Genomic DNA, 18,133 nt, shown 5'->3' with positions numbered 1-18,133 from the left:
CCATCTGGCTCGGATCGCCAATTGACCGGCCGTCCCGCGAAGGCCAAAGAAAAGCCGGACCAGATGGTCGGGCGGTCGCGTCGTCTTCGGACGCCGAGGAAAGTCCGGGCTCCACGGTGACAAGGCGGTGGGTAACGCCCACCGGGAGCGATCCCAGGGATAGCGCCACAGAAAGCAAACCGCCTCCGGTTCGCCGGCGGTAAGGGTGAAAGGGTGGGGTAAGAGCCCACCGCGGACCTGGTGACAGGGACGGCATGGCAAGCCCCGCCTGGAGCAAGACCGAATAGGGATCCCGCGTCGGCCTCGCGTCGACTAGGCCGTCACTGGCCAAGAGGATCCGGGTAGGTCGCGAGAGCCGTCCAGCAATGGCCGGCCTAGAGGAATGATCGTCGCCGTCCTTTCGAGGGCGGAACAGAACCCGGCTTACAGATCATCTGGTCCCCTTAAATCCTCCCCCTAGCGGGCGAAGCGACCGGAGGGGGAAGTCCCGCCGAGCTTGCCTTTCCCCTCTCCGTCGGCTGCGCCGGCACCTCTCCCACGGGGAGAGGATTTCCTTGCCTCCCAATGGGCTCGACTGACACCGCACACGCTGTTCACTGAACAGTTCTGTGTATGTTCTGTTGATTAACTTGCTCCCCCAGTGGACGGAGGGTGCGACATCTTTGAAATCCCGATGAAACCCGGCCGGGTGTCATTGTGTCCCAATTCATCCCATGTTAACCCAATTCGCGTCGGGGCGATGTGGCGGGTCGCCGACCGACGTGGATCTGGCGGGGTTCGGCTTCGTGTTTCTCTCGACCTTCGAGAAACAGCTCGACAGCAAGCGGCGCATCGTTGTGCCGCAGGAATTCCGCGCGGCCGTGTCCGGCCTGTTCGACGGCATCTTCTGCTTTCCCTCGATCGAGGCCGACTGCCTGGAGGCGGGCGGCAAGGCCCTGTTCGACCGCTACATGGGCGTGATCGAGGAGCTGCCGTTCGGCGATCCGACCCGCTCGGCGCTGGAGGTCAGCGTGCTGGGCGGCATGGCCAAGCTGTCGTTTGATACGGCTGGTCGCATTACCTTGCCCGACCATTTGTGCGAAATGTGCGGCCTCACGGATTGGGTTGCTGTCGTCGGTATGGGTGAGCGTTTTCAGATTTGGTCCCGCGAGGCCTTCCAGGCCCATCGCGCGGCGCAGCGCGACCTGGCGCGCGAAGGCCTGGCCGCCCTGCGCGCCCAGCAGCGGGCCGCTCGACTGGGCGCCGCGTCGTGAGCGCCGCGCCGCACATCTCGGTCCTGCTTGACGAAGTGGTCGAGGCGCTGGGCGCCGGTTCCGGCGAGGTCGTCGTGGACGGCACCTTCGGCGCGGGCGGCTACACGCGCGCGGTGCTGGCGACCGGCGCCAGCGTCGTGGGCTTCGACCGCGATCCGACCGTCCGTCAATTCACAGAAGGTCTGCCAGCCGACCGCTTCCGCCTTGTCCAGGCCCGCTTCTCGGAAATGCTCGATGAGCTGGGCCCGGAGTCGGTCGACGGCGTGATGCTGGACCTCGGCGTCTCGTCGATGCAGCTGGACCAGGCCGAGCGCGGCTTTTCGTTCATGCGCGACGGCCCGCTGGACATGCGGATGGGGGATGCCGGCCCGACCGCCGCCGACCTCGTCAACACCCTGGATCACGCCGAGCTGGCCAGGATCCTCTACGTCTATGGCGAGGAGCACGCCTCGCGCCGCATCGCCAGCTTCATTCTCCGCCGCCGCGAGGAAAAGCCGTTCGAGCGCACCCTGGACCTCGCCGAGGTGATCGAGCGCGCCGTCGGCGGCCGCAAGGGCGCCAAGGTCCATCCGGCCACCCGCTCGTTCCAGGGGCTGCGGATCGCGGTCAATGACGAGCTGGGCGAGCTGGAGGCGGGGCTGGCCGCCGCCGAGCGCGTGCTGAAGCCCGGCGGCCGCTTGGTCGTGGTGACCTTCCACTCGCTGGAGGACCGCATCGTCAAGGCGTTCCTGGCCGAGCGGGCCGGGAAGACGCCCGGCGGCTCGCGCCACGCGCCGCCCGTGCAAGCCGGCGCCCAGCCCAGCTTCCAGCTGATCTCGAACAAGGCGATCGCGCCGGGCGAGGCCGAGCTGGCGGTCAATCCGCGCGCGCGCTCGTCCAAGCTGCGCGCGGCCGTCCGCACCGACGCTCCCGTCTGGGAGACCGGCGCATGAGCTTCATGGAGCTGTTCAATCGGCGGGTGCGGGGCTTCCGGGTCGTCGAGGTCGTAGGCCTTGGCATCCTGCTGACCCTGGTTACGGGCGTCTATCTGGCCAAGACCTTCGCCGGCCGCGAGCGCCAGGAGATCGCCCGCATCCAGCAGGACATCGACGACGAGGCCGTGCGCAAGCGGCTGCTGGAGGCCGAGGTCGCTCACCTGGAGCAGCCCCGCCGGATCGAGCAACTGGCGCTGATGATGCAGCTGCAGCCGATCTCGCCCGACCACGAGATCACCGAGGACGCCCTGATCGACGTCGCGCGTCGTCGCGAGCTGCCGCGCGCGCCGGTGACGGCCGCGCCCGAGAGCCCTGACGCCCTGGCGGCGGACGCGCCCGAGGCCGTGCCGGACGACGTCCCGCCGCCGCCGCCCCCGCCGGGAGCGCCGCGATGAGCCTCTCGAACCTGGGTCCCGGCGGCTTCCATTCTCCGGCCTGGCGCTGGCTGGTCGAGCGCGTCTGGCGGCTGGAGCACGCCTTCGAGCGTTCGCGCGCCGCGGCCAAGCCGCAGGACGACACCCGCATCCGCATCTTCCTGGTGATGGTGTTCTTCGGCCTGTGCTTCGTCGGCGTGGCGTTGGGGGCGGGCTGGTCGGCGCTGTTCTCGAACGCCGGGCGCGGCAACGGCTACGCCCAGGGCGCCGACGGCGCGCGGGGCGACGTGGTCGACCGCAACGGCAAGCTGCTGGCCGTCGATCTGGCCCACTACGCCCTCTATGTCGACCCGCGCGAAGTCTGGGACACCAAGGAGACGCGCCGCGCGCTGGGCCGCGCCCTGCCGCAGGTGCCGGCCAAGCGCCTGGACAAGATCGTGTTCGGCGATCACCGCACCTTCGTCGTCGGCGGCCTGACGCCGGACGAGAAGGACGCCATCTTCAATCTCGGCCTGCCGGGCATCTCGTTCGAGGAGCAGGAGCGGCGGATGTATCCGCTGGGCCCGACGGCCGCGCACCTGGTCGGCTTCGTCGACAGCGGCGGCAAGGGCCTGGCTGGCGCGGAGCGCGCCCTTGACGATCCGATCCGCAAGGCGGTGGGCGGCGACGGCGGTGGTCCGGTCCAGCTGTCGATTGACGTGCGGGTGCAGGCCGCCCTGGAGGACGAGCTGCGCAAGGCGGCCGCCGAATTCACGCCCAAAGGCGCCGTGGGCCTTGTGACCAACGTCCACACCGGCGAGATCCTGGGTCTGGCCAGCCTGCCTGACTACGACGCCAACAAGGCCGGCGAGGCCAGCGACGACCAGCGCCTGAACCGCGCGGCCGCCTCGGTCTACGAGATGGGCTCGACCTTCAAGGCGTTCACCGTCGCGATCGGCCTCGACACCGGCGTCGCCACCCCCGCCTCGACCTTCGACGCGCGCGAGCCGTTCAAGCTGGGCTACCGGACGATCCACGACTACCACGCGGCCAAGGCCATCCTGACCCTGGTCGAGGTGTTCAAGCACTCGTCGAACATCGGCACGGCCATGCTGGCCGAGAAGATCGGCGGCGAGCGGCTGTCGCGCTACTTCACGGCGCTGGGCCTGACCAAGCCGGCAAAGGTCGAGCTGATGGAGTCGGCGCGTCCGCTGACGCCGCGCAAGTGGGACATGGACGCGGTGGCCTCCACCTCGTTCGGCCACGGCATGAACGTCAGCCCGCTCGCGCTCGCTCAAGCCATGGGCGCCTTGCTGAACGGCGGCAAGATGCTGCCGCTGACGATCAAGAAGATGCCCGACGGCGTGCGTCCGGAAGGAACGCGGGTGCTGTCGGAGGCGACCTCGGCCGAGATGCTGAAGATCATGCGCGCCAACGTCGTTCCCGGCGAGGGCGGCAGCGGCGGCAAGGCCGACGTGCCGGGTCTGTCGGTCGGCGGCAAGACCGGCACCGGCGAGAAGTATGATCCGTCGATCCGCGGCTACAATCACCAGCGCCAGGTCTCGTCTTTCGCGGCGGTGTTCCCGACCGAGGGCCCGCTGGAGGCTGACCGCTACTTCGTCCTGATCCTGATGGACGAGCCGCATGGCACGGCCGCTTCGTACGGCTTCTCGACCGGCGGCTGGGTTGGGGCGCCGGCGGCCGGCAAGGTCATCGAACGCATCGCGCCGTTCCTCGGCGTGAAGAGAAAGCAGGATCTGGTGACGATCGCCGCACCCACCCAGAACGCCGCTCCGGAGGCGGGCCTATGACCAAGCGTTTGTCCGACCTGTTCAACCGTCCCTTCGCCAATGATCCGGTGATCGCCGGCGTCACCGCCGACAGCCGCAAGGTCACGGCCGGCTGGCTGTTCGCCGCCCTGCCGGGGACCAAGGTCGACGGTCGCGACTTCGCGCAGGGCGCGGTGGCCAAGGGCGCCGCCGCCATCCTGGCCCCGGAGGGTGGTCTCGAAGGTATTGGCGTTCCGGTGGTCCGCTCCGAGGACGCCCGCCGCGCCTATGCTCTCGCCGCCGCCGCCTTCTGGGGCAAGCAGCCGGCCATGTGCGTCGCCGTCACCGGCACCAACGGCAAGACCTCGGTCGCCGGCTTCTGCCGCCAGATCTTCGCCCAACTGGGCCACAAGGCCGCCAGCATGGGCACGCTTGGCGTGGTGGTCAGCGAGGCGGGCCAGCCCGACCAGCAGCTTACCCCGCCCGGCCTGACCACGCCCGACGCCGGCGACGTCGCCGAGATGATCGCGCGCCTGGCCGACATGGGCGTCACCCACCTGGCCCTCGAGGCCAGCTCGCACGGCGTCGACCAGCGCCGCGTGGATGGCGTGAAGCTGCGCGCCGCCGGCTTCACCAACTTCACCCAGGACCACCTCGACTATCACGGCTCGATGGAGGCCTATCGCGCCGCCAAGCTGCGCCTGTTCGACACCCTGACGCCCGCCGGCGCCACGGCGGTGCTGAACGCCGACAGCGAGGCTTTCCCGACCTTCGCGTCGACCGCCGTGACCTCGGGCCAGAGCGTGTTCTCGGTCGGCGAGGACGGCCAGGGCCTGCGCCTGATTTCGCGCACGCCGACCCCGGCAGGCCAGGACCTGGTGGTCGAGGCGGCCGGCAAGACCTACGAGATCCGCCTGCCGCTGGCCGGCGCCTTCCAGGCCTCGAACGTGCTGGTCGCGGCGGGCCTGTGCGTCGCCGCCGGCGAGGACGTCGCCAAGGTGCTGCAGGCGCTGGAGCGCCTGGAAGGCGCGGCCGGACGTCTTCAACGTGTTGGCCGTGGGCTGAACGGGGGCGAGGCCTATGTCGACTACGCCCATACGCCGGACGGCCTGCAGACGGTGCTGGAGGCCCTGCGCCCGCACACGCGCGGCAAGCTGATCGCCGTCTTCGGCGCGGGCGGCGACCGCGACCGGGGCAAGAGGCCCTTGATGGGCGCGATCGGCGCCAAGCTGGCCGACATCGCCATCGTCACCGACGACAATCCGCGCTCCGAAGATCCCGCCTCGATCCGCGCCGCCATCCTCGAAGCCGCCCCCGGCGCGCGCGAGATCGGCGACCGCCGCGCCGCCATCCGCGCCGCCGTCGCGCTGATGGGCGAGGGCGACGTGCTGGTCGTGGCGGGCAAGGGTCACGAGCAGGGCCAGATCGTCGCCGGCGTCGTGCACCCGTTCGATGACGTCGCCGAGACCCTCGCGGCCCTGGAGGGCGAGCATGTCTGACGCGCTCTGGACCGCTGACGAGATCGCCAAGGCGGTCGGCGGCCAGGTCGCCGGCGACTTCGCCGCGACCGGCGTCTCGATCGATACCCGCTCGGTGGAGCCGGGCGACCTGTTCGTGCCGCTGGTGGGCGCGCGCGACGGCCATGACTTCGTCGCTCAAGCGGTCGCCAATGGCGCGGCGGGCGTCCTGGCCGCCAAGCCGGTCGACGCCCCGGCGGTGATGGTCGCCGACACCTTCAAGGCGCTGGAGGCCCTGGGCGTCGCCGCCCGTGAGCGCGCGCCCCAGTGCAAGCGCGGCGCGGTGACCGGCTCGGTCGGCAAGACCAGCGTCACCCGCGCGATCGAGGCCGGCCTGCGCCTGGCCGGCAAGGCCCACGCCTCGGTCAAGAGCTACAACAACCACATCGGCGTGCCGCTGACCCTGGCGCGGATGCCGCGCGACACCGAGCGGGCGGTGTTCGAGGTGGGCATGAATCACGCCGACGAGATCTTCCCGCTGTCGGGCTTCGTCCAGCCACACGCCGTGGCGATCACCACCGTCGGCCCGGTGCATATCGAGAACTTCCCGGACGGGGAGGCGGGCGTCGCGCGCGCCAAGGCCGAGATCTTCGCGGGGCTGCGTCCGGGCGGGATCGCGGTGCTGAACGCCGACAACCAATGGTTCGACTTCCTGAAGGGCGAGGCCGAGAAGGTCGGCGCGACGGTCTGGAGTTTTGGGTCTTCGTCGGATTGCACGGCTCAGCTGATCTCATTTTCATCCGACCTCCCCGGCGAAGGCCGGGGTCCAGATGACAAGGCGGCGAGCGCTCAGAATGGATCTGGCCCCCGGCATTCGCCGGGGAAGTCGGTGGTTAAGGCCGTGATCAAGGGTGAACCCATCGCGTTTTCCCTGCTCCAGACCGGCGTCCACTGGGGCCCCAACAGCCTGTGCGTCCTCTTGATGCTGGAAGCGCTGGACGTGCCGCGCGAAACCGCGCTGGCGGCGCTGGCCGCCTTCGCGCCGATCGAAGGGCGCGGCGCCGAGAAGACCGTCCGCATCGACGGCGGCGCCTTCACCCTGGTCGACGAGAGCTACAACGCCAATCCGGTCTCGATGCAGGCGGCGCTGAAGACGCTGGGCGCGCGCAAGGTCGCCGGGCGCCGGATCGTGGCCCTGACCGACATGCTCGAATTGGGCGAAGGTTCGGCTCAGTTTCACGCGGAGCTTGCGGAGCCCCTGGCGGCTGCAAACGTTGACATGGTTTTTCTCGCGGGCGTCCACATGAAATCGCTGTGGGAGCAGCTTCCGCCGACTCGGCGGGGCGGCTACGCGGAGGTTACTGAAAAGTTAACGGCGGAGCTGGCGGGGGCGATCAATCCTGGCGACGTGGTGATGGTGAAGGGGTCGAACGGCTCCCGAGCTGGGCTTCTGGCCCAGGCTCTGGCCGCGCTCGATCTCGGAGAACGGGTCTGATGCTTTACTTCCTGTATGAATGGCTGGCGCGCTCGCAAGAGCACGTGCCGATGCTGAACCTCTTGAAGTACCTGACCTTCCGGTCGGGCATGGCCATGCTGACCGCCTATATCGTCGCCGTGGCCATGGGCTCGCGCTTCATCCGCTGGATGAAGACCAAGCAGGGCAAGGGCCAGCCGATCCGCACCGACGGCATCGCCCGCCACGTCACCGAAAAGGCCGGCACGCCCACGATGGGCGGCTTCATGATCCTGGCCGGCCTGTTCGCCGGGGCGCTGCTGTGGGCCGACCTGCGCAACGTCCACGTCTGGGTCGTGCTGCTGGTCACCGGCAGCTACGGCGTGCTGGGCTTCATGGACGACTACGCCAAGGTCACCAAGCAGACCACGGCCGGTCTCTCCAGCGGCCAGAAGCTGATCGCCCAGTTCATCGTGGCCATCGCCGCCACGGTCATTCTGATCCTGTTCGCGCCGAAGTCGCCGATGACGCCGGGCATGGAGACCAGCGTGGTCTTCCCGATCTTCAAGGCGCTGGTCATCAATCTGGGCTGGTTCTACGTGGCCTTCGCGGCGGTGACGATCGCGGGCTTCTCCAACGCCGTGAACCTGACCGACGGCCTCGACGGCCTGGCCATCGTGCCGGTGATGTTCGCCGCCTCGACCTTCGGCCTGATCGCCTACCTGGTGGGCAACTACAAGTTCGCCGACTATCTGAACCTGCACTTCGCGCCGGGCGTCGGCGAGCTGGCGGTGCTGTGCGGCGCCATCATCGGCGGGGGCATGGGCTTCCTCTGGTATAACGCGCCCCCCGCCAAGATCTTCATGGGCGACACCGGTTCCCTGGCCCTGGGCGGCGCGCTGGGCGCGATCGCCGTCTGCGCCAAGCACGAGCTGGTCCTCGGCATCGTCGGCGGCCTGTTCGTGGCCGAGGCGCTGAGCGTCATGATCCAGGTCGCCTACTTCAAGAAGACCGGCAAGCGGGTCTTCCTGATGGCGCCGATCCACCACCATTTCGAGAAGCTGGGCTGGGCTGAATCCACCGTCGTGATCCGGTTCTGGATCGTGTCGATGATCCTGTCCTTCGTCGGCCTCGCCACCCTGAAGCTACGGTAGGGAGAGGCGCGCCGATGATCCCGGTCCGTGGTTTCGAGGGTAAGACCGTCGCGGTGTTCGGCCTGGGCCGCACCGGCCTGACGGCGGCGCGCGCCCTGATCGCGGGCGGGGCCAAGGTCGCCCTGTGGGACGAGAAGGTCGCCAGCCGCGAGGCGGCGGCCGCCGAGGGCTTCCCGCTGGTCGATCTCGAAGCCGCCGACTGGCGCCAGTTCGCCGCCCTGATGCTGTCGCCGGGCGTGCCGCTGACCCATCCCAAGCCGCACTGGACCGTCCAGAAGGCCAAGGCCGCGGGTGTCGAGGTCCTAGGCGACATCGAGCTCTTCGCCCGCACGGTCGCCGCCGCGCCGGCCCACAAGCGTCCGAAGATCATCGCCATCACAGGCACCAACGGCAAGTCGACCACCACCGCCCTGATCGGTCACCTGTGCGCCTCGGCCGGCCGCGACACGCGGGTCGGCGGCAATATCGGCCAGGGGGTTCTTGGCCTCGAGGACATGCACGGCGGCGCGGTCTATGTGCTGGAGCTGTCGTCCTACCAGCTGGACCTGACCTCCAGCCTGCACCCCGACGCCGTGGTGCTGCTGAACATATCGCCCGACCACCTGGACCGCCACGGCGGCATGGACGGCTATATCGCCGCCAAGCGCCGGATCTTCCTGAACCAGGGCAAGGGCGACACGGCGATCATCGGGGTCGACGATCCCTGGTGCCAGCAGATTTGCACCGAGATCACCGCCGCCAACCGCCGGACCATCTGGCCGATCAGCGCCGGCAAGGCGATGGGCCGCGGCGTCTACGCCCTGCAGGGCGTGCTGTATGACGCCACCGGCGAGCGCGTGGTCGAGGTCGCCGATCTCTTGCGCGCCCGCAGCCTGCCGGGCCGCCACAACTGGCAGAACGCAGCGGCCGCCTACGCCGCCGCCCGCGCCATCGGCATCCCGGTGCAGGAGGCGGTCGACGGCCTGATGACCTTCCCGGGCCTGGCGCACCGGATGGAGACGGTCGGCAAGATCGGCAAGGTCCGCTTCGTCAACGACAGCAAGGCCACCAACGCCGACGCCGCCCGCCAGGCGATGTCCAGCTATCCGAAGTTCTACTGGATCGCCGGAGGCGTCGCGAAGGCCGGCGGCATCGACGACCTGAAGGACCTCTTCCCGCGCGTCGCCAAGGCCTATCTGATCGGCGAGGCGGCCGAGCCGTTCTCCTGGACCCTGGCCGGCAAGGCCGAGGTCGCCATGAGCGGCACCCTGGAGCGCGCCGTGCAGCAAGCCTTTGCCGACGCCGAGGCCAGCGGCGAGGAAGCGATCGTGCTGCTGTCGCCGGCTTGCGCCTCGTTCGACCAGTTCACCGACTTCGAGGCCCGGGGCGAGGCGTTCCGCGCCGCCGTCAACGGCCTCGTGGCCGGCGGCAAGGCCGCCGTGGCCTAGATCCCGATGAGCGAGCCGGCGGAGACGACCAAGCCCGATCCCGCCGCCGCCTCCCGTCCATGGCGCCAGGTGCTGCGCACCGCCCTGACCGAGCGCGCGGCGTTCCGCGACGCCCGCCGCCAGGCGCTGCCCTGGCTGGCCTGGCTGCGCCGGCGGACCCGCTCGTCCGAACTCTGGCTGATCGCCGTGGCGACGGTCGTGGGCATGGCGGCCGGCGCCCTGGCGGTGCTGCTGGGCAAGGTGGCGCACGGGACGCAGGTCTGGCTGTTCGCCTTCGACCCCGACGAGCGTCTCTCGGCCCAGGCCATGATCGCGCCCTGGCGACTGCTGGCCATTCCCCTCGGGGGCTTGCTGCTAGGCCTGTTCACCGCTCTGGTTGTGCGCCTGCGGCCCAGTCCCGCCGTCGACCCCGTGGAGGCCAACGCCCTGCACGGCGGGCGGCTGTCGATCCGCGACAGCGCCTTCATCTGCGGCCAGACCCTGATCTCGAACGGCTGCGGCGCGTCGGTCGGGCTGGAGGCCGCCTACGCCCAGGCCGGTGGGGCGGTCGCCTCGTGGGTGGGGCGCAAGCTCAGCCTGCGGCGCGGCGACCTGCGGATCCTGGTCGGGGCCGGCGCGGGATCGGCGATCGCCGCCGCGTTCGGGGCGCCGCTGACCGGGGCCTTCTACGCGTTCGAGATCGTCATCGGCGCCTATACCGTGGCCAACATCGCGCCCGTCGCCGCCGCGGCCCTGGCCGGGGTGCTGGTCGCCAAGGCGCTGGGCTCGACGCCCTATCTGATCAAGACCTCGGTCGTGGCGATCAGCTCGTGGACCGACTACCTGCTCTATGGCCTGCTGGGCCTGGTCGCGGCGCTGTTCGGGGTGGCCCTGATGCGGGCGGTGGCGGTCGCCGACCGCTGGGTCGCCAAGGCCGCGCCGCCGCGCTGGGCGCGCCCCGCCATTGGCGGCCTGGCCCTGGCCGCCATGGCCATGGTCACGCCCCAGACACTGTCAGGCGGCCACGGGGCGCTGCACCTCGATCTCAACGGCGACCTGCCGCTGAAGATGGTCCTGATGCTGATCCTGATGAAGTCGGTGGCCTCGATCATCTCGCTCAGCTTCGGCTTCCGGGGCGGCCTGTTCTTCGCGGCCCTGTTCCTGGGCGCGCTGATGGGCCAGTCGTTCTCGGACCTCGTCAACCTGATCGGCGGGGAGGGGCGGCTGGACCCGATCGCCGCCTCGCTGGTCGGCATGGGCGCTTTGGGCGTGGCGATCGTCGGCGGGCCCTTCACCATGTCGTTCCTGGTGCTGGAGGCGACCGGCGACTTCACGATCACCGCCGCCACCCTGGCCGCCTCGCTGATCGCCAGCGCCGTGGTGCGCGAGACCTTCGGCTATTCGTTCTCGACCTGGCGCCTGCACCTGCGCGGCGAGACCATCCGCAGCGCCCATGACGTGTCGTGGATGCGCAACCTGACCGCCGGCAAGATGATGCGCCGCGACGTCAAGACCATCCCGGCCGCCACCGCCCTGGCCGAGTTCCGCCGCCGCTTCCCGCTGGGCTCGACCAAGCGCGCGGTGTTGACCAGCGAGACCGGCCGCTACGCCGGGATCGTGGCCACCGCCGCCGTCTACGCCCAGCCGCCCGAGAGCGAGGCGCCGCTCGCCTCGCTGGCCGCCAACGCCGACGTCGCCCTGACGCCGGAGCTGTCGATCAAGGCGATCATGACCGCCTTCGACGAGACCGGCGCGGATGAGCTCGCGGTGGTCGACGAAGGCGGCGAGGTCATCGGCCTGATCACCGAAGCCCACGTGACGCGCCGGTATGCGGAAGAGCTTGAGAAGGCGCGGCGGGAGCTGACGGGGGACACGGGGTAGGGGACCGGCGCTACCAGCGGATCGGCGCGACGCCAGCGATGTCGGTAAGGCTCTCAAGGGTTACCCGAAGCTTGGACAGCTCGGCGCTGGCGCAACCCAGCTCGAAGGCAAGCTGGTCCTCGGTCCGGTCTTTCCACGTAATCCTGGCGTCGCCCTGGTCTTGCGCGCAGTCAGTCTCCTTCTAAGAAGCTGCATGACACGCTTCAGTAGAGGGCCGACCTTTACTCAGACACCGCTGGCGAAAAAGGCCAATAGCAAAAAGCTCCACAAGCCGAGCGGTAACATTGGAAGGACGCTGGCTAGCGCTATCCATCTGCGGGCCATCACGAGCGATATTGCGAAGATCAGCAGCCCAGCGAAGAAGGTCACTAGGCCAGTCACCATGAATCCCCGCAGCCACAATTCGCTGTTAGCGCCTAGCCATAGGGTTAGAAAGGGCGAGGCGCCCACCAAAGTAGCACCTCCAAGCGCCAAGATCGCCAACTGAGAACGGTTCGGTCCATGATAGACCGCATAAAAGCTTCCAGCGGTTGCTCCCACTCCAATCAGGGCGATAAGAACGATCGGCGTGGCAGACGCCAGGACAGTCGCTGGTGAAACCACTAGACTACTCCTAACAGTCGTCAGGGCCATTGTCGTTGGCATCGACGTAGGCGGCGATCTGACTATCCAGACTACCCCACAACGGTCCAGAACCCGCTACATTGATGCCAGCAAATTGGCCGGTCCCGGTACCGGTCGTTTGAATGTAGACCTTGCCGTTACTGACCACCACTTCGCGCGTCACCGTGCCCGGATAGAACAGATGTCCAGGCAATGTCGAATTAACGATTTTCATATGGGCCGCATCAACTGAGTGCTGAACGGGCCCAAACAGTGGCAAGTTGGAGACTTGTCCATCGGATACAGGTCCAGCTCCTGGCGCCGCGAACTGCTGCAGGGCTGCCCAGGCCTCGTCGGCGTCACAGGCGGTGTCTCCGACCTGATTGAGCGTGACATACCTGTGTGGGCCGGCGCCGAAAGCGATGGCGCCCATCGTCGTGACAAGATCGTCAGCATAAGACGGGGTAAGCCGCGCAATTGTACGGGCGAATTCGAATTCGGATGCTAAGCGTTTGCCAGTGATAATGAGCCCTTCAACGACGATGTTTGGCTCCTTCGGAGGCTTAGCCTGGGCGCCGAACATGAGGCCGTCGGATTGTAAGCTATCCGCGTGAAGGGTTGCCTGCGAAACCTCTGTGCCGTCGGCGTTGTAGGTCACGATCTCGAAGGAAAATCCAGCGAGCGTGTTGTTGAAAGCTCCGCCGCCGTTCCAAAGCGAGCCTCCGTCCCACCACGACGCCCACGTTTCGTCAGGAACCCGCTCAATATCTCCCCCTTCCCAGCCGTTGGTAGATGCAAACGCAGTTGGGAGCGTGACGCCTTCGCCTGAGGGCGGCAGTCCAAGCGTACTGATTACGCCGCCGGTTGGTTGTATCGAGGAAGTGGGAGCAGGGGCAAATTCGGCGAAATCGTGCATTTCGACTATCTTTAAGGTTGTGGGCTACTAACTATCCCTAATTTTGCAAAATGCAACTAAAACTAGTATTTCTCTCTATGGGGCCATATGCCATCGGTGGTTTTGGTCGGCGAGAAGCGTCCGCCCCCGCCTCACCCCAGCGGCATGAACGCGTCCGCCTTGTCGAGCGCCGACAGCGGCGCGTCGATCGCGCAGCGCAGGCCCTCGGCGCGGTAGTCCACTGACACGGTTCCCGCCAGTTCCCCCGGCAAGGCCGCCTCGACGATGCGCGAGCCGAAGCCGCGGTGTTCGGGCGGGCGCACCGGCGGGCCGCCGCTCTCGCGCCATTCGATGTGCAGGCGGTCCTCCGGCTCGATCGTCCAGGTGACGTCCACATGGCCCGACGGCGCCGACAGGGCGCCGTACTTCAGGGCGTTGATCGCCAGCTCGTGGAAGGCCAGGGCCATGACCACCGCCGGCTTGGGCGAGACCCTGAGGTCCGGCCCCTCCACGGTCAGCTGCCCAGGATTGGAGCGATAGGGGATCACCGAGCCGTCGACGATCTGGCGCAGGCTGGCGGCCGACCAGTTCTGGTCGGTCAGCACGTTGTGGGTGGCGGCGATCGCCATCAGCCGGCCCTCCAGCGCGTCGCGCACGGCGCTGTCGACGCCGGCGTTGCGCAGGGACTGCTTGGTGATCGACTGGATGGTGGCCAGGGTGTTCTTGACCCGGTGGTTCAGCTCGTTGACCAGCAGCTGGCGGTGGCTCTCGGCGAGGCGCTCGCCGGTCACGTCGCGCGAGGTGGCCAGCACCCGCTCGACCCGCCCGTCGATGATGATCGGCGAGACAGTGGTGTCCCACCAGCGCGGGGCGCCCCTCACGGTGGGGTTGAAGGCCTGGAACGACGTCGCTCGGCCGGCCATGGCGGCGCGCAGGGCGTCCTCCACCTTCTGGCGACTTTCGGCCGGCCACATGTCGGGCCAGTAGCGATCCCGGTTGCGGCCCTCGAAATCCTCGATCTCGAGCAGCTGCTTGCCGCGGGCGTTCATGTACTCGACGCGGCCGTCCGCGCTGATCACGCGGATGCAGTCCTGGCTGGCCTCGATGACGCTGAGGAAGTAGGCCCCCGCGCCCTTGAGAACCGTCTCGTAAGATCCGTCGCCCGCCACAAATCACTCCCGCTATGAGAGCATGATTACCTTCCCGTGCGGGAATTCAAGCAAAGCCTTGCACGGGAAGACGTTTCGGCGGCTCCCGCCGAGGCCTGGCGGCTCTAGCGGCTTTCGGCGGCGCTGTCCTCGTCGACCCCGCGGGCCTGCTTGGCGGCGGCCTTTTCGGCGGCCTTGGCGGCCTTCTGGCGTTCGCGCTCCTTGCGCTCGAAGTCGTAGTTGGGCTTGCGCGCCATCGGTCAGTTCCTCGCCTTGCGCGCGGCGTAGCGCGCGTCGCGCTTGGCCTTGGCCTCGGCGGCGGACAGGGCTTTGCGCTCATTGCGCTCGTCTCGTTTGGCGGCCAGGGCCTCGGCGGCGAGGGCGTCGGCGGCGTCGGCCAGGGCCTTGGCGGCGTCAGTGACGGCCTGGCGTTGGGCGGCCCTGGCCTCGGCGCGATCCTGGCGAACCTTGCTCAGCTCGGCGGCGCGCAGGGTGGCCCGTTCCTCGAAGCGCGGATCGACGCTGGCCTCGCGCGGCTTGAACTTGGCCAGAAGCGCCGCCTTGGCGTCGGCGGCGGTTTTCTGGCGTTGCGCGTGGCCGATGTCTTGTGATGAGAACATGAATTATTTCGTGAAAAGCGACGAGGTCGCGCCGAACGAAGCCATAAGTCGTAAAAAATCGGGCCGCGATGTGAGATGATCGGGCGCGCGACGATTCCGAAATTACGGATATTTTGCTTTCGAAGTATGGATACGGCGCGACCGCATAGCAATGTTTTTCGGGTTTTATTTTTTGCTTATCGCGAAATGCGCCCTAAATACTCTCTCTCATTCGAGGAATTTTCATGGGTATGATCAAGGTCGCGAAAGCGCCGCGGACTGGCGTTGGGGCCCTGGGCTTGGCGGGCGAGGCGCAGCCGGTGTCGTTCTCGGTCCTGTTCGCGGATGGCCAGAGCGCCAAGCGCGGCGGCAAGGGCAGCGTGGTGGCCGAGCCTGATCTCCTGCGGCGCGCCTTCCGGGCGGGGGAGTGCCGACTGACCCTGGACGACGGCGTCGTGCTGCGCGTGTCGGTGATCGCCCATACCGAAGGGGGCGATACGGCCTACTTCGAACTGCGCTAGAAGCGGGGCGGCGGAGTCTCCTCACGATCCGCCGCTTTTCCACCGCCTGGCTCTGGCCAAGCAAGGTTTGATTAACCCTACGATCCGACTCTCCGCCCCATGGCTTCCAACGCGACACACGCCTTCGCCCGCACCGACCGCACCGCGATCGGCCTGTGGTGGTGGACCACCGATCGCTGGCTGCTGGGCGCGACCGCCATCCTGGCGACGTTGGGCATGCTGCTGTCATTCGCCTCGAGCCCGGCGGCGGCCCAGCGCATCGGCATCAGCGACCAGTTCCACTTCGCGATCCGCATGTGCTTCTTCGCCAGCGCCTCGTCGGTGCTGATGCTGATCGTGTCGATGCTGTCGCCCAAGGGCGTCCGGCGGGCGGCCTTCTTCATCTATATCGGCGCGATCGCGATCATGATCGCCCTGCCGTTCATCGGCCACAACGCCAAGGGCGCCACGCGCTGGCTGCAGTTCGGCGGCTTCACCCTGCAGCCGTCCGAGTTCATGAAGCCGGCCCTGATCGTGCTGGTCTCGTGGATGTTCGCCGAGGGCCAGAAGGGCGAGGGGGTGCCGGGCGTCTCGATCGCCTTCCTGCTCTACTTCATCGCCGTGGCGCTGCTCTTGGTGCAGCCGGACGTCGGCCAGACCGTGCTGATCACCGTGGCGTTCGGCGCGGCCTTCTGGATGGCCGGCGTGCCGATCTCGTGGATCATGGGCCTGGGCGGGGTGGCGATCGCCGGGCTGTGCTCGACCTACTTCCTGTTCGACCACGTGCACGCCCGGGTGCAGAAGTTCCTCAGCCCCGACCAGGCCGACACCCACCAGATCACCCGCGCCGCCGAGGCGATCCGGGCCGGCGGCCTGTTCGGCCGGGGGCCGGGCGAGGGGGTGATGAAGCGTCACGTGCCCGACCTGCACACCGACTTCATCTATTCGGTGGCGGCCGAGGAGTACGGCCTGATCTTCTCGTGGGCGCTGATCGCGCTGTTCGCCTTCGTGGTGGTGCGCGGCCTCTACAAGGCCATGAAGCTGAACGACCCGTTCGAGCAGGTCGCGGCGGCCGGTCTTTTCGTGCTTGTGGGTCAACAGGCCATCATCAACATCGCAGTGAACTTGAACATGATCCCGACCAAGGGCATGACGCTGCCGTTCATCAGTTACGGGGGCTCTTCGATGCTCGCGATGGGTTTGACGCTGGGCATGGCCCTGGCCTTGGTGCGCAAGCGCCCCGGCGCCTACGGGGTGACGGGCGAGATCGCCCCGCAGGGCGCCTACGCCTGACATGAACAAGCTGGCTGTCGTCGCCGCCGGGGGAACCGGCGGACACCTGTTTCCCGCTCAAGCCCTGGCCGAGGCGCTCGCCGCGCGCGGCTGGCGCATCGTTCTGGCCACCGACGAGCGCGGCGCGCTCTATGCCGACAAGTTTCCGGCCCAGGAGCGGCTGGCCCTGTCGGCCGCCACCGCCAAGGCCAATGACCCGCTGGGCATGGTCAAGGCCGGCCTCGTGGTGCTGCAGGGCGTGATGGAAGCCCGCGCGGCGTTCAAGCGGCTCGATCCGGCGGTCGTGGTCGGCTTCGGCGGCTATCCGGCCTTGCCGGCCCTCTTGGGCGCGCTGAGCCAGAAGCGTCCGACCGTTATTCATGAACAGAACGCCGTGCTGGGCCGGGTTAACCGCTTTCTGGCCCCACGGGTCGACGAGGTCGCCTGCGCCTTCCCGACGCTGGAGATGGCCAAGCCCGGCGTGAAGGCCCGCGCCCATGTGGTCGGCAACCCCGTCCGCCCGCCGGTCCGCGCGCTCTACGACGTCGCCTATCTGCCGCCCGAGGTGCAGCTGCGCATTCTCGTGACCGGCGGCAGCCAGGGCGCGCGCCTGCTCTCGGAGCTGATCCCCGAGGCCGTGGCCAAGCTGCCCGAGGACATCCGCTCGCGCCTGAAGGTCTTCCAGCAGGCCCGGCCCGAGAGCATGGAGCAGGCCCGCAAGACCTATCGCAACGCCATGGTCGACTGCGAGGTCGCGCCGTTCTTCCGCGACATGGCCGGCTATCTGCGCCAGTCGCACCTGGTGATCGGCCGCTCGGGCGCCTCGACCTGCACCGAGCTGGCGGTCGCCGGCCGGCCGTCGATCCTGGTGCCGCTGAAGATCGCCGCCGACGACCACCAGCGCTTCAACGCCAAGCTCCTGGAAGAGGCGGGCGGCGCGGCCGTGTGCCTGGAGGACGAGCTGACGGTCGACGCCATGGCCGGGGCCCTGAACGCGCTGCTGAAGGATCCGGAGCGGCTGGGACGCATGGCGGCGGGCGCGCGTTCGGTCGCCAAGCCTGACGCGGCCGAGGCGTTGGCCGACCTGGTGGAGCGGACGGCGCGATAGAGCGCCGGGCGTGCGGGCGCTTAAGCTTAACCCCCGCGCGCCGTTCACTATTTTTCGGAAATGATTAACCGCGAACCTTGGTCGTTCGTTAGCGCCTGCGTGCGAGAAAGCTCCCATCAGTTTTGTTCGCCGCAAGGGATGGGCGCCTACCATGAAATTCTCGATCGCGATCGCCGCGGGTCTCGCCGGCAGCTTCTTCGTCGCTCAGGCCGCTTCGGCCGCCGGCGGCTTCGAAGACCAGATGGGCCGCTGCCTGCAGCAGTTCGCCAACACCCGCGACGCCGCTCAGGTCATGCTCGAATGCAACG

The 18,133-nt window shown here is 68.3% G+C and carries 16 protein-coding genes, 1 other RNA gene and 1 pseudogene; 14 read left to right on the top strand and 4 right to left on the bottom strand.

Annotated elements, in window-relative coordinates:
* Positions 1-59: 59 nt before the first annotated feature.
* From rnpB to DI526_RS14575, 10 genes are all read left to right on the top strand, one after another.
* Positions 60-442, top strand: an RNA gene (gene rnpB / locus DI526_RS14620) — RNase P RNA component class A.
* A gap of 343 nt (positions 443-785) precedes the next feature.
* Positions 786-1,253 carry a division/cell wall cluster transcriptional repressor MraZ gene (locus tag DI526_RS14615; protein ID WP_304279398.1) on the top strand — a complete coding sequence of 156 codons (468 nt, stop codon included), beginning with the start codon at positions 786-788 and terminating at the stop codon, positions 1,251-1,253.
* Positions 1,250-2,185: a 16S rRNA (cytosine(1402)-N(4))-methyltransferase RsmH gene (gene rsmH / locus DI526_RS14610; protein ID WP_304279330.1), complete on the top strand. Its 936-nt coding sequence runs from the start codon at positions 1,250-1,252 to the stop codon at positions 2,183-2,185. The genes DI526_RS14615 and rsmH overlap by 4 nt, the downstream gene beginning before the upstream one ends.
* Positions 2,182-2,622: a cell division protein gene (locus tag DI526_RS14605; RefSeq protein ID WP_304279328.1), complete on the top strand. Its 441-nt coding sequence runs from the start codon at positions 2,182-2,184 to the stop codon at positions 2,620-2,622. Before rsmH ends, DI526_RS14605 begins: the two co-directional genes overlap by 4 nt.
* Positions 2,619-4,391 (top strand): penicillin-binding protein 2, encoded by a 1,773-nt coding sequence (locus tag DI526_RS14600; protein WP_304279325.1) that lies wholly within the window; start codon positions 2,619-2,621, stop codon positions 4,389-4,391. The genes DI526_RS14605 and DI526_RS14600 overlap by 4 nt, the downstream gene beginning before the upstream one ends.
* Positions 4,388-5,848 (top strand): UDP-N-acetylmuramoyl-L-alanyl-D-glutamate--2,6-diaminopimelate ligase, encoded by a 1,461-nt coding sequence (locus DI526_RS14595; RefSeq protein ID WP_304279322.1) that lies wholly within the window; start codon positions 4,388-4,390, stop codon positions 5,846-5,848. The genes DI526_RS14600 and DI526_RS14595 overlap by 4 nt, the downstream gene beginning before the upstream one ends.
* Positions 5,841-7,301, top strand: a complete 1,461-nt coding sequence (gene murF, locus DI526_RS14590) for a UDP-N-acetylmuramoyl-tripeptide--D-alanyl-D-alanine ligase (RefSeq protein WP_304279318.1) — start codon at positions 5,841-5,843, stop codon at positions 7,299-7,301. The genes DI526_RS14595 and murF overlap by 8 nt, the downstream gene beginning before the upstream one ends.
* Positions 7,301-8,413, top strand: coding sequence for a phospho-N-acetylmuramoyl-pentapeptide-transferase (gene mraY / locus DI526_RS14585; protein ID WP_304279315.1), 1,113 nt, complete (start codon positions 7,301-7,303; stop codon positions 8,411-8,413). The genes murF and mraY overlap by 1 nt, the downstream gene beginning before the upstream one ends.
* A gap of 14 nt (positions 8,414-8,427) precedes the next feature.
* Positions 8,428-9,840, top strand: coding sequence for a UDP-N-acetylmuramoyl-L-alanine--D-glutamate ligase (gene murD / locus DI526_RS14580; RefSeq protein ID WP_304279312.1), 1,413 nt, complete (start codon positions 8,428-8,430; stop codon positions 9,838-9,840).
* Positions 9,841-9,846: 6 nt separating this feature from the next.
* Positions 9,847-11,700 (top strand): chloride channel protein, encoded by a 1,854-nt coding sequence (locus DI526_RS14575; RefSeq protein WP_304279309.1) that lies wholly within the window; start codon positions 9,847-9,849, stop codon positions 11,698-11,700.
* A gap of 613 nt (positions 11,701-12,313) precedes the next feature.
* Here DI526_RS14575 and DI526_RS14570 read toward each other — a convergent pair.
* From DI526_RS14570 to DI526_RS14555, 4 genes are all read right to left on the bottom strand, one after another.
* Entirely contained in the window at positions 12,314-13,219 is a 906-nt protein-coding gene (locus DI526_RS14570) for a hypothetical protein (RefSeq protein WP_304279306.1), read from the bottom strand.
* 131 nt (positions 13,220-13,350) lie between these two features.
* Positions 13,351-14,367 (bottom strand): sensor histidine kinase, encoded by a 1,017-nt coding sequence (locus DI526_RS14565; protein WP_304279303.1) that lies wholly within the window; start codon positions 14,365-14,367, stop codon positions 13,351-13,353.
* 104 nt (positions 14,368-14,471) lie between these two features.
* The gene (locus DI526_RS14560) at positions 14,472-14,603 is read right to left on the bottom strand and encodes a hypothetical protein (protein ID WP_304279302.1); all 132 of its coding nucleotides are present in this window, start codon (positions 14,601-14,603) and stop codon (positions 14,472-14,474) included.
* A 3-nt stretch (positions 14,604-14,606) separates the two neighbouring features.
* A complete protein-coding gene (locus DI526_RS14555; protein ID WP_304279300.1) occupies positions 14,607-14,966 on the bottom strand; it encodes a DUF6481 family protein in 360 nt (119 codons plus the stop codon).
* Between the two features lie 224 nt (positions 14,967-15,190).
* Here DI526_RS14555 and DI526_RS14550 point away from each other — a divergent pair, with 224 nt between their 5' ends.
* From DI526_RS14550 to DI526_RS14535, 4 genes and pseudogenes are all read left to right on the top strand, one after another.
* The gene (locus DI526_RS14550) at positions 15,191-15,466 is read left to right on the top strand and encodes a hypothetical protein (protein WP_304279299.1); all 276 of its coding nucleotides are present in this window, start codon (positions 15,191-15,193) and stop codon (positions 15,464-15,466) included.
* Between the two features lie 99 nt (positions 15,467-15,565).
* Positions 15,566-16,738, top strand: a complete 1,173-nt coding sequence (gene ftsW / locus DI526_RS14545) for a putative lipid II flippase FtsW (protein WP_304279297.1) — start codon at positions 15,566-15,568, stop codon at positions 16,736-16,738.
* 1 nt (position 16,739) lies between these two features.
* Positions 16,740-17,825 carry an undecaprenyldiphospho-muramoylpentapeptide beta-N-acetylglucosaminyltransferase gene (gene murG, locus DI526_RS14540; RefSeq protein ID WP_304279295.1) on the top strand — a complete coding sequence of 362 codons (1,086 nt, stop codon included), beginning with the start codon at positions 16,740-16,742 and terminating at the stop codon, positions 17,823-17,825.
* Positions 17,826-17,976: 151 nt separating this feature from the next.
* Positions 17,977-18,133: pseudogene (locus DI526_RS14535) on the top strand (hypothetical protein); the annotation flags it as partial.

The organism is Caulobacter segnis, assembly GCF_003243465.1.
GTDB lineage: Bacteria > Pseudomonadota > Alphaproteobacteria > Caulobacterales > Caulobacteraceae > Caulobacter > Caulobacter segnis_A.
This window is presented reverse-complemented; position numbering and strand designations above follow the sequence as displayed.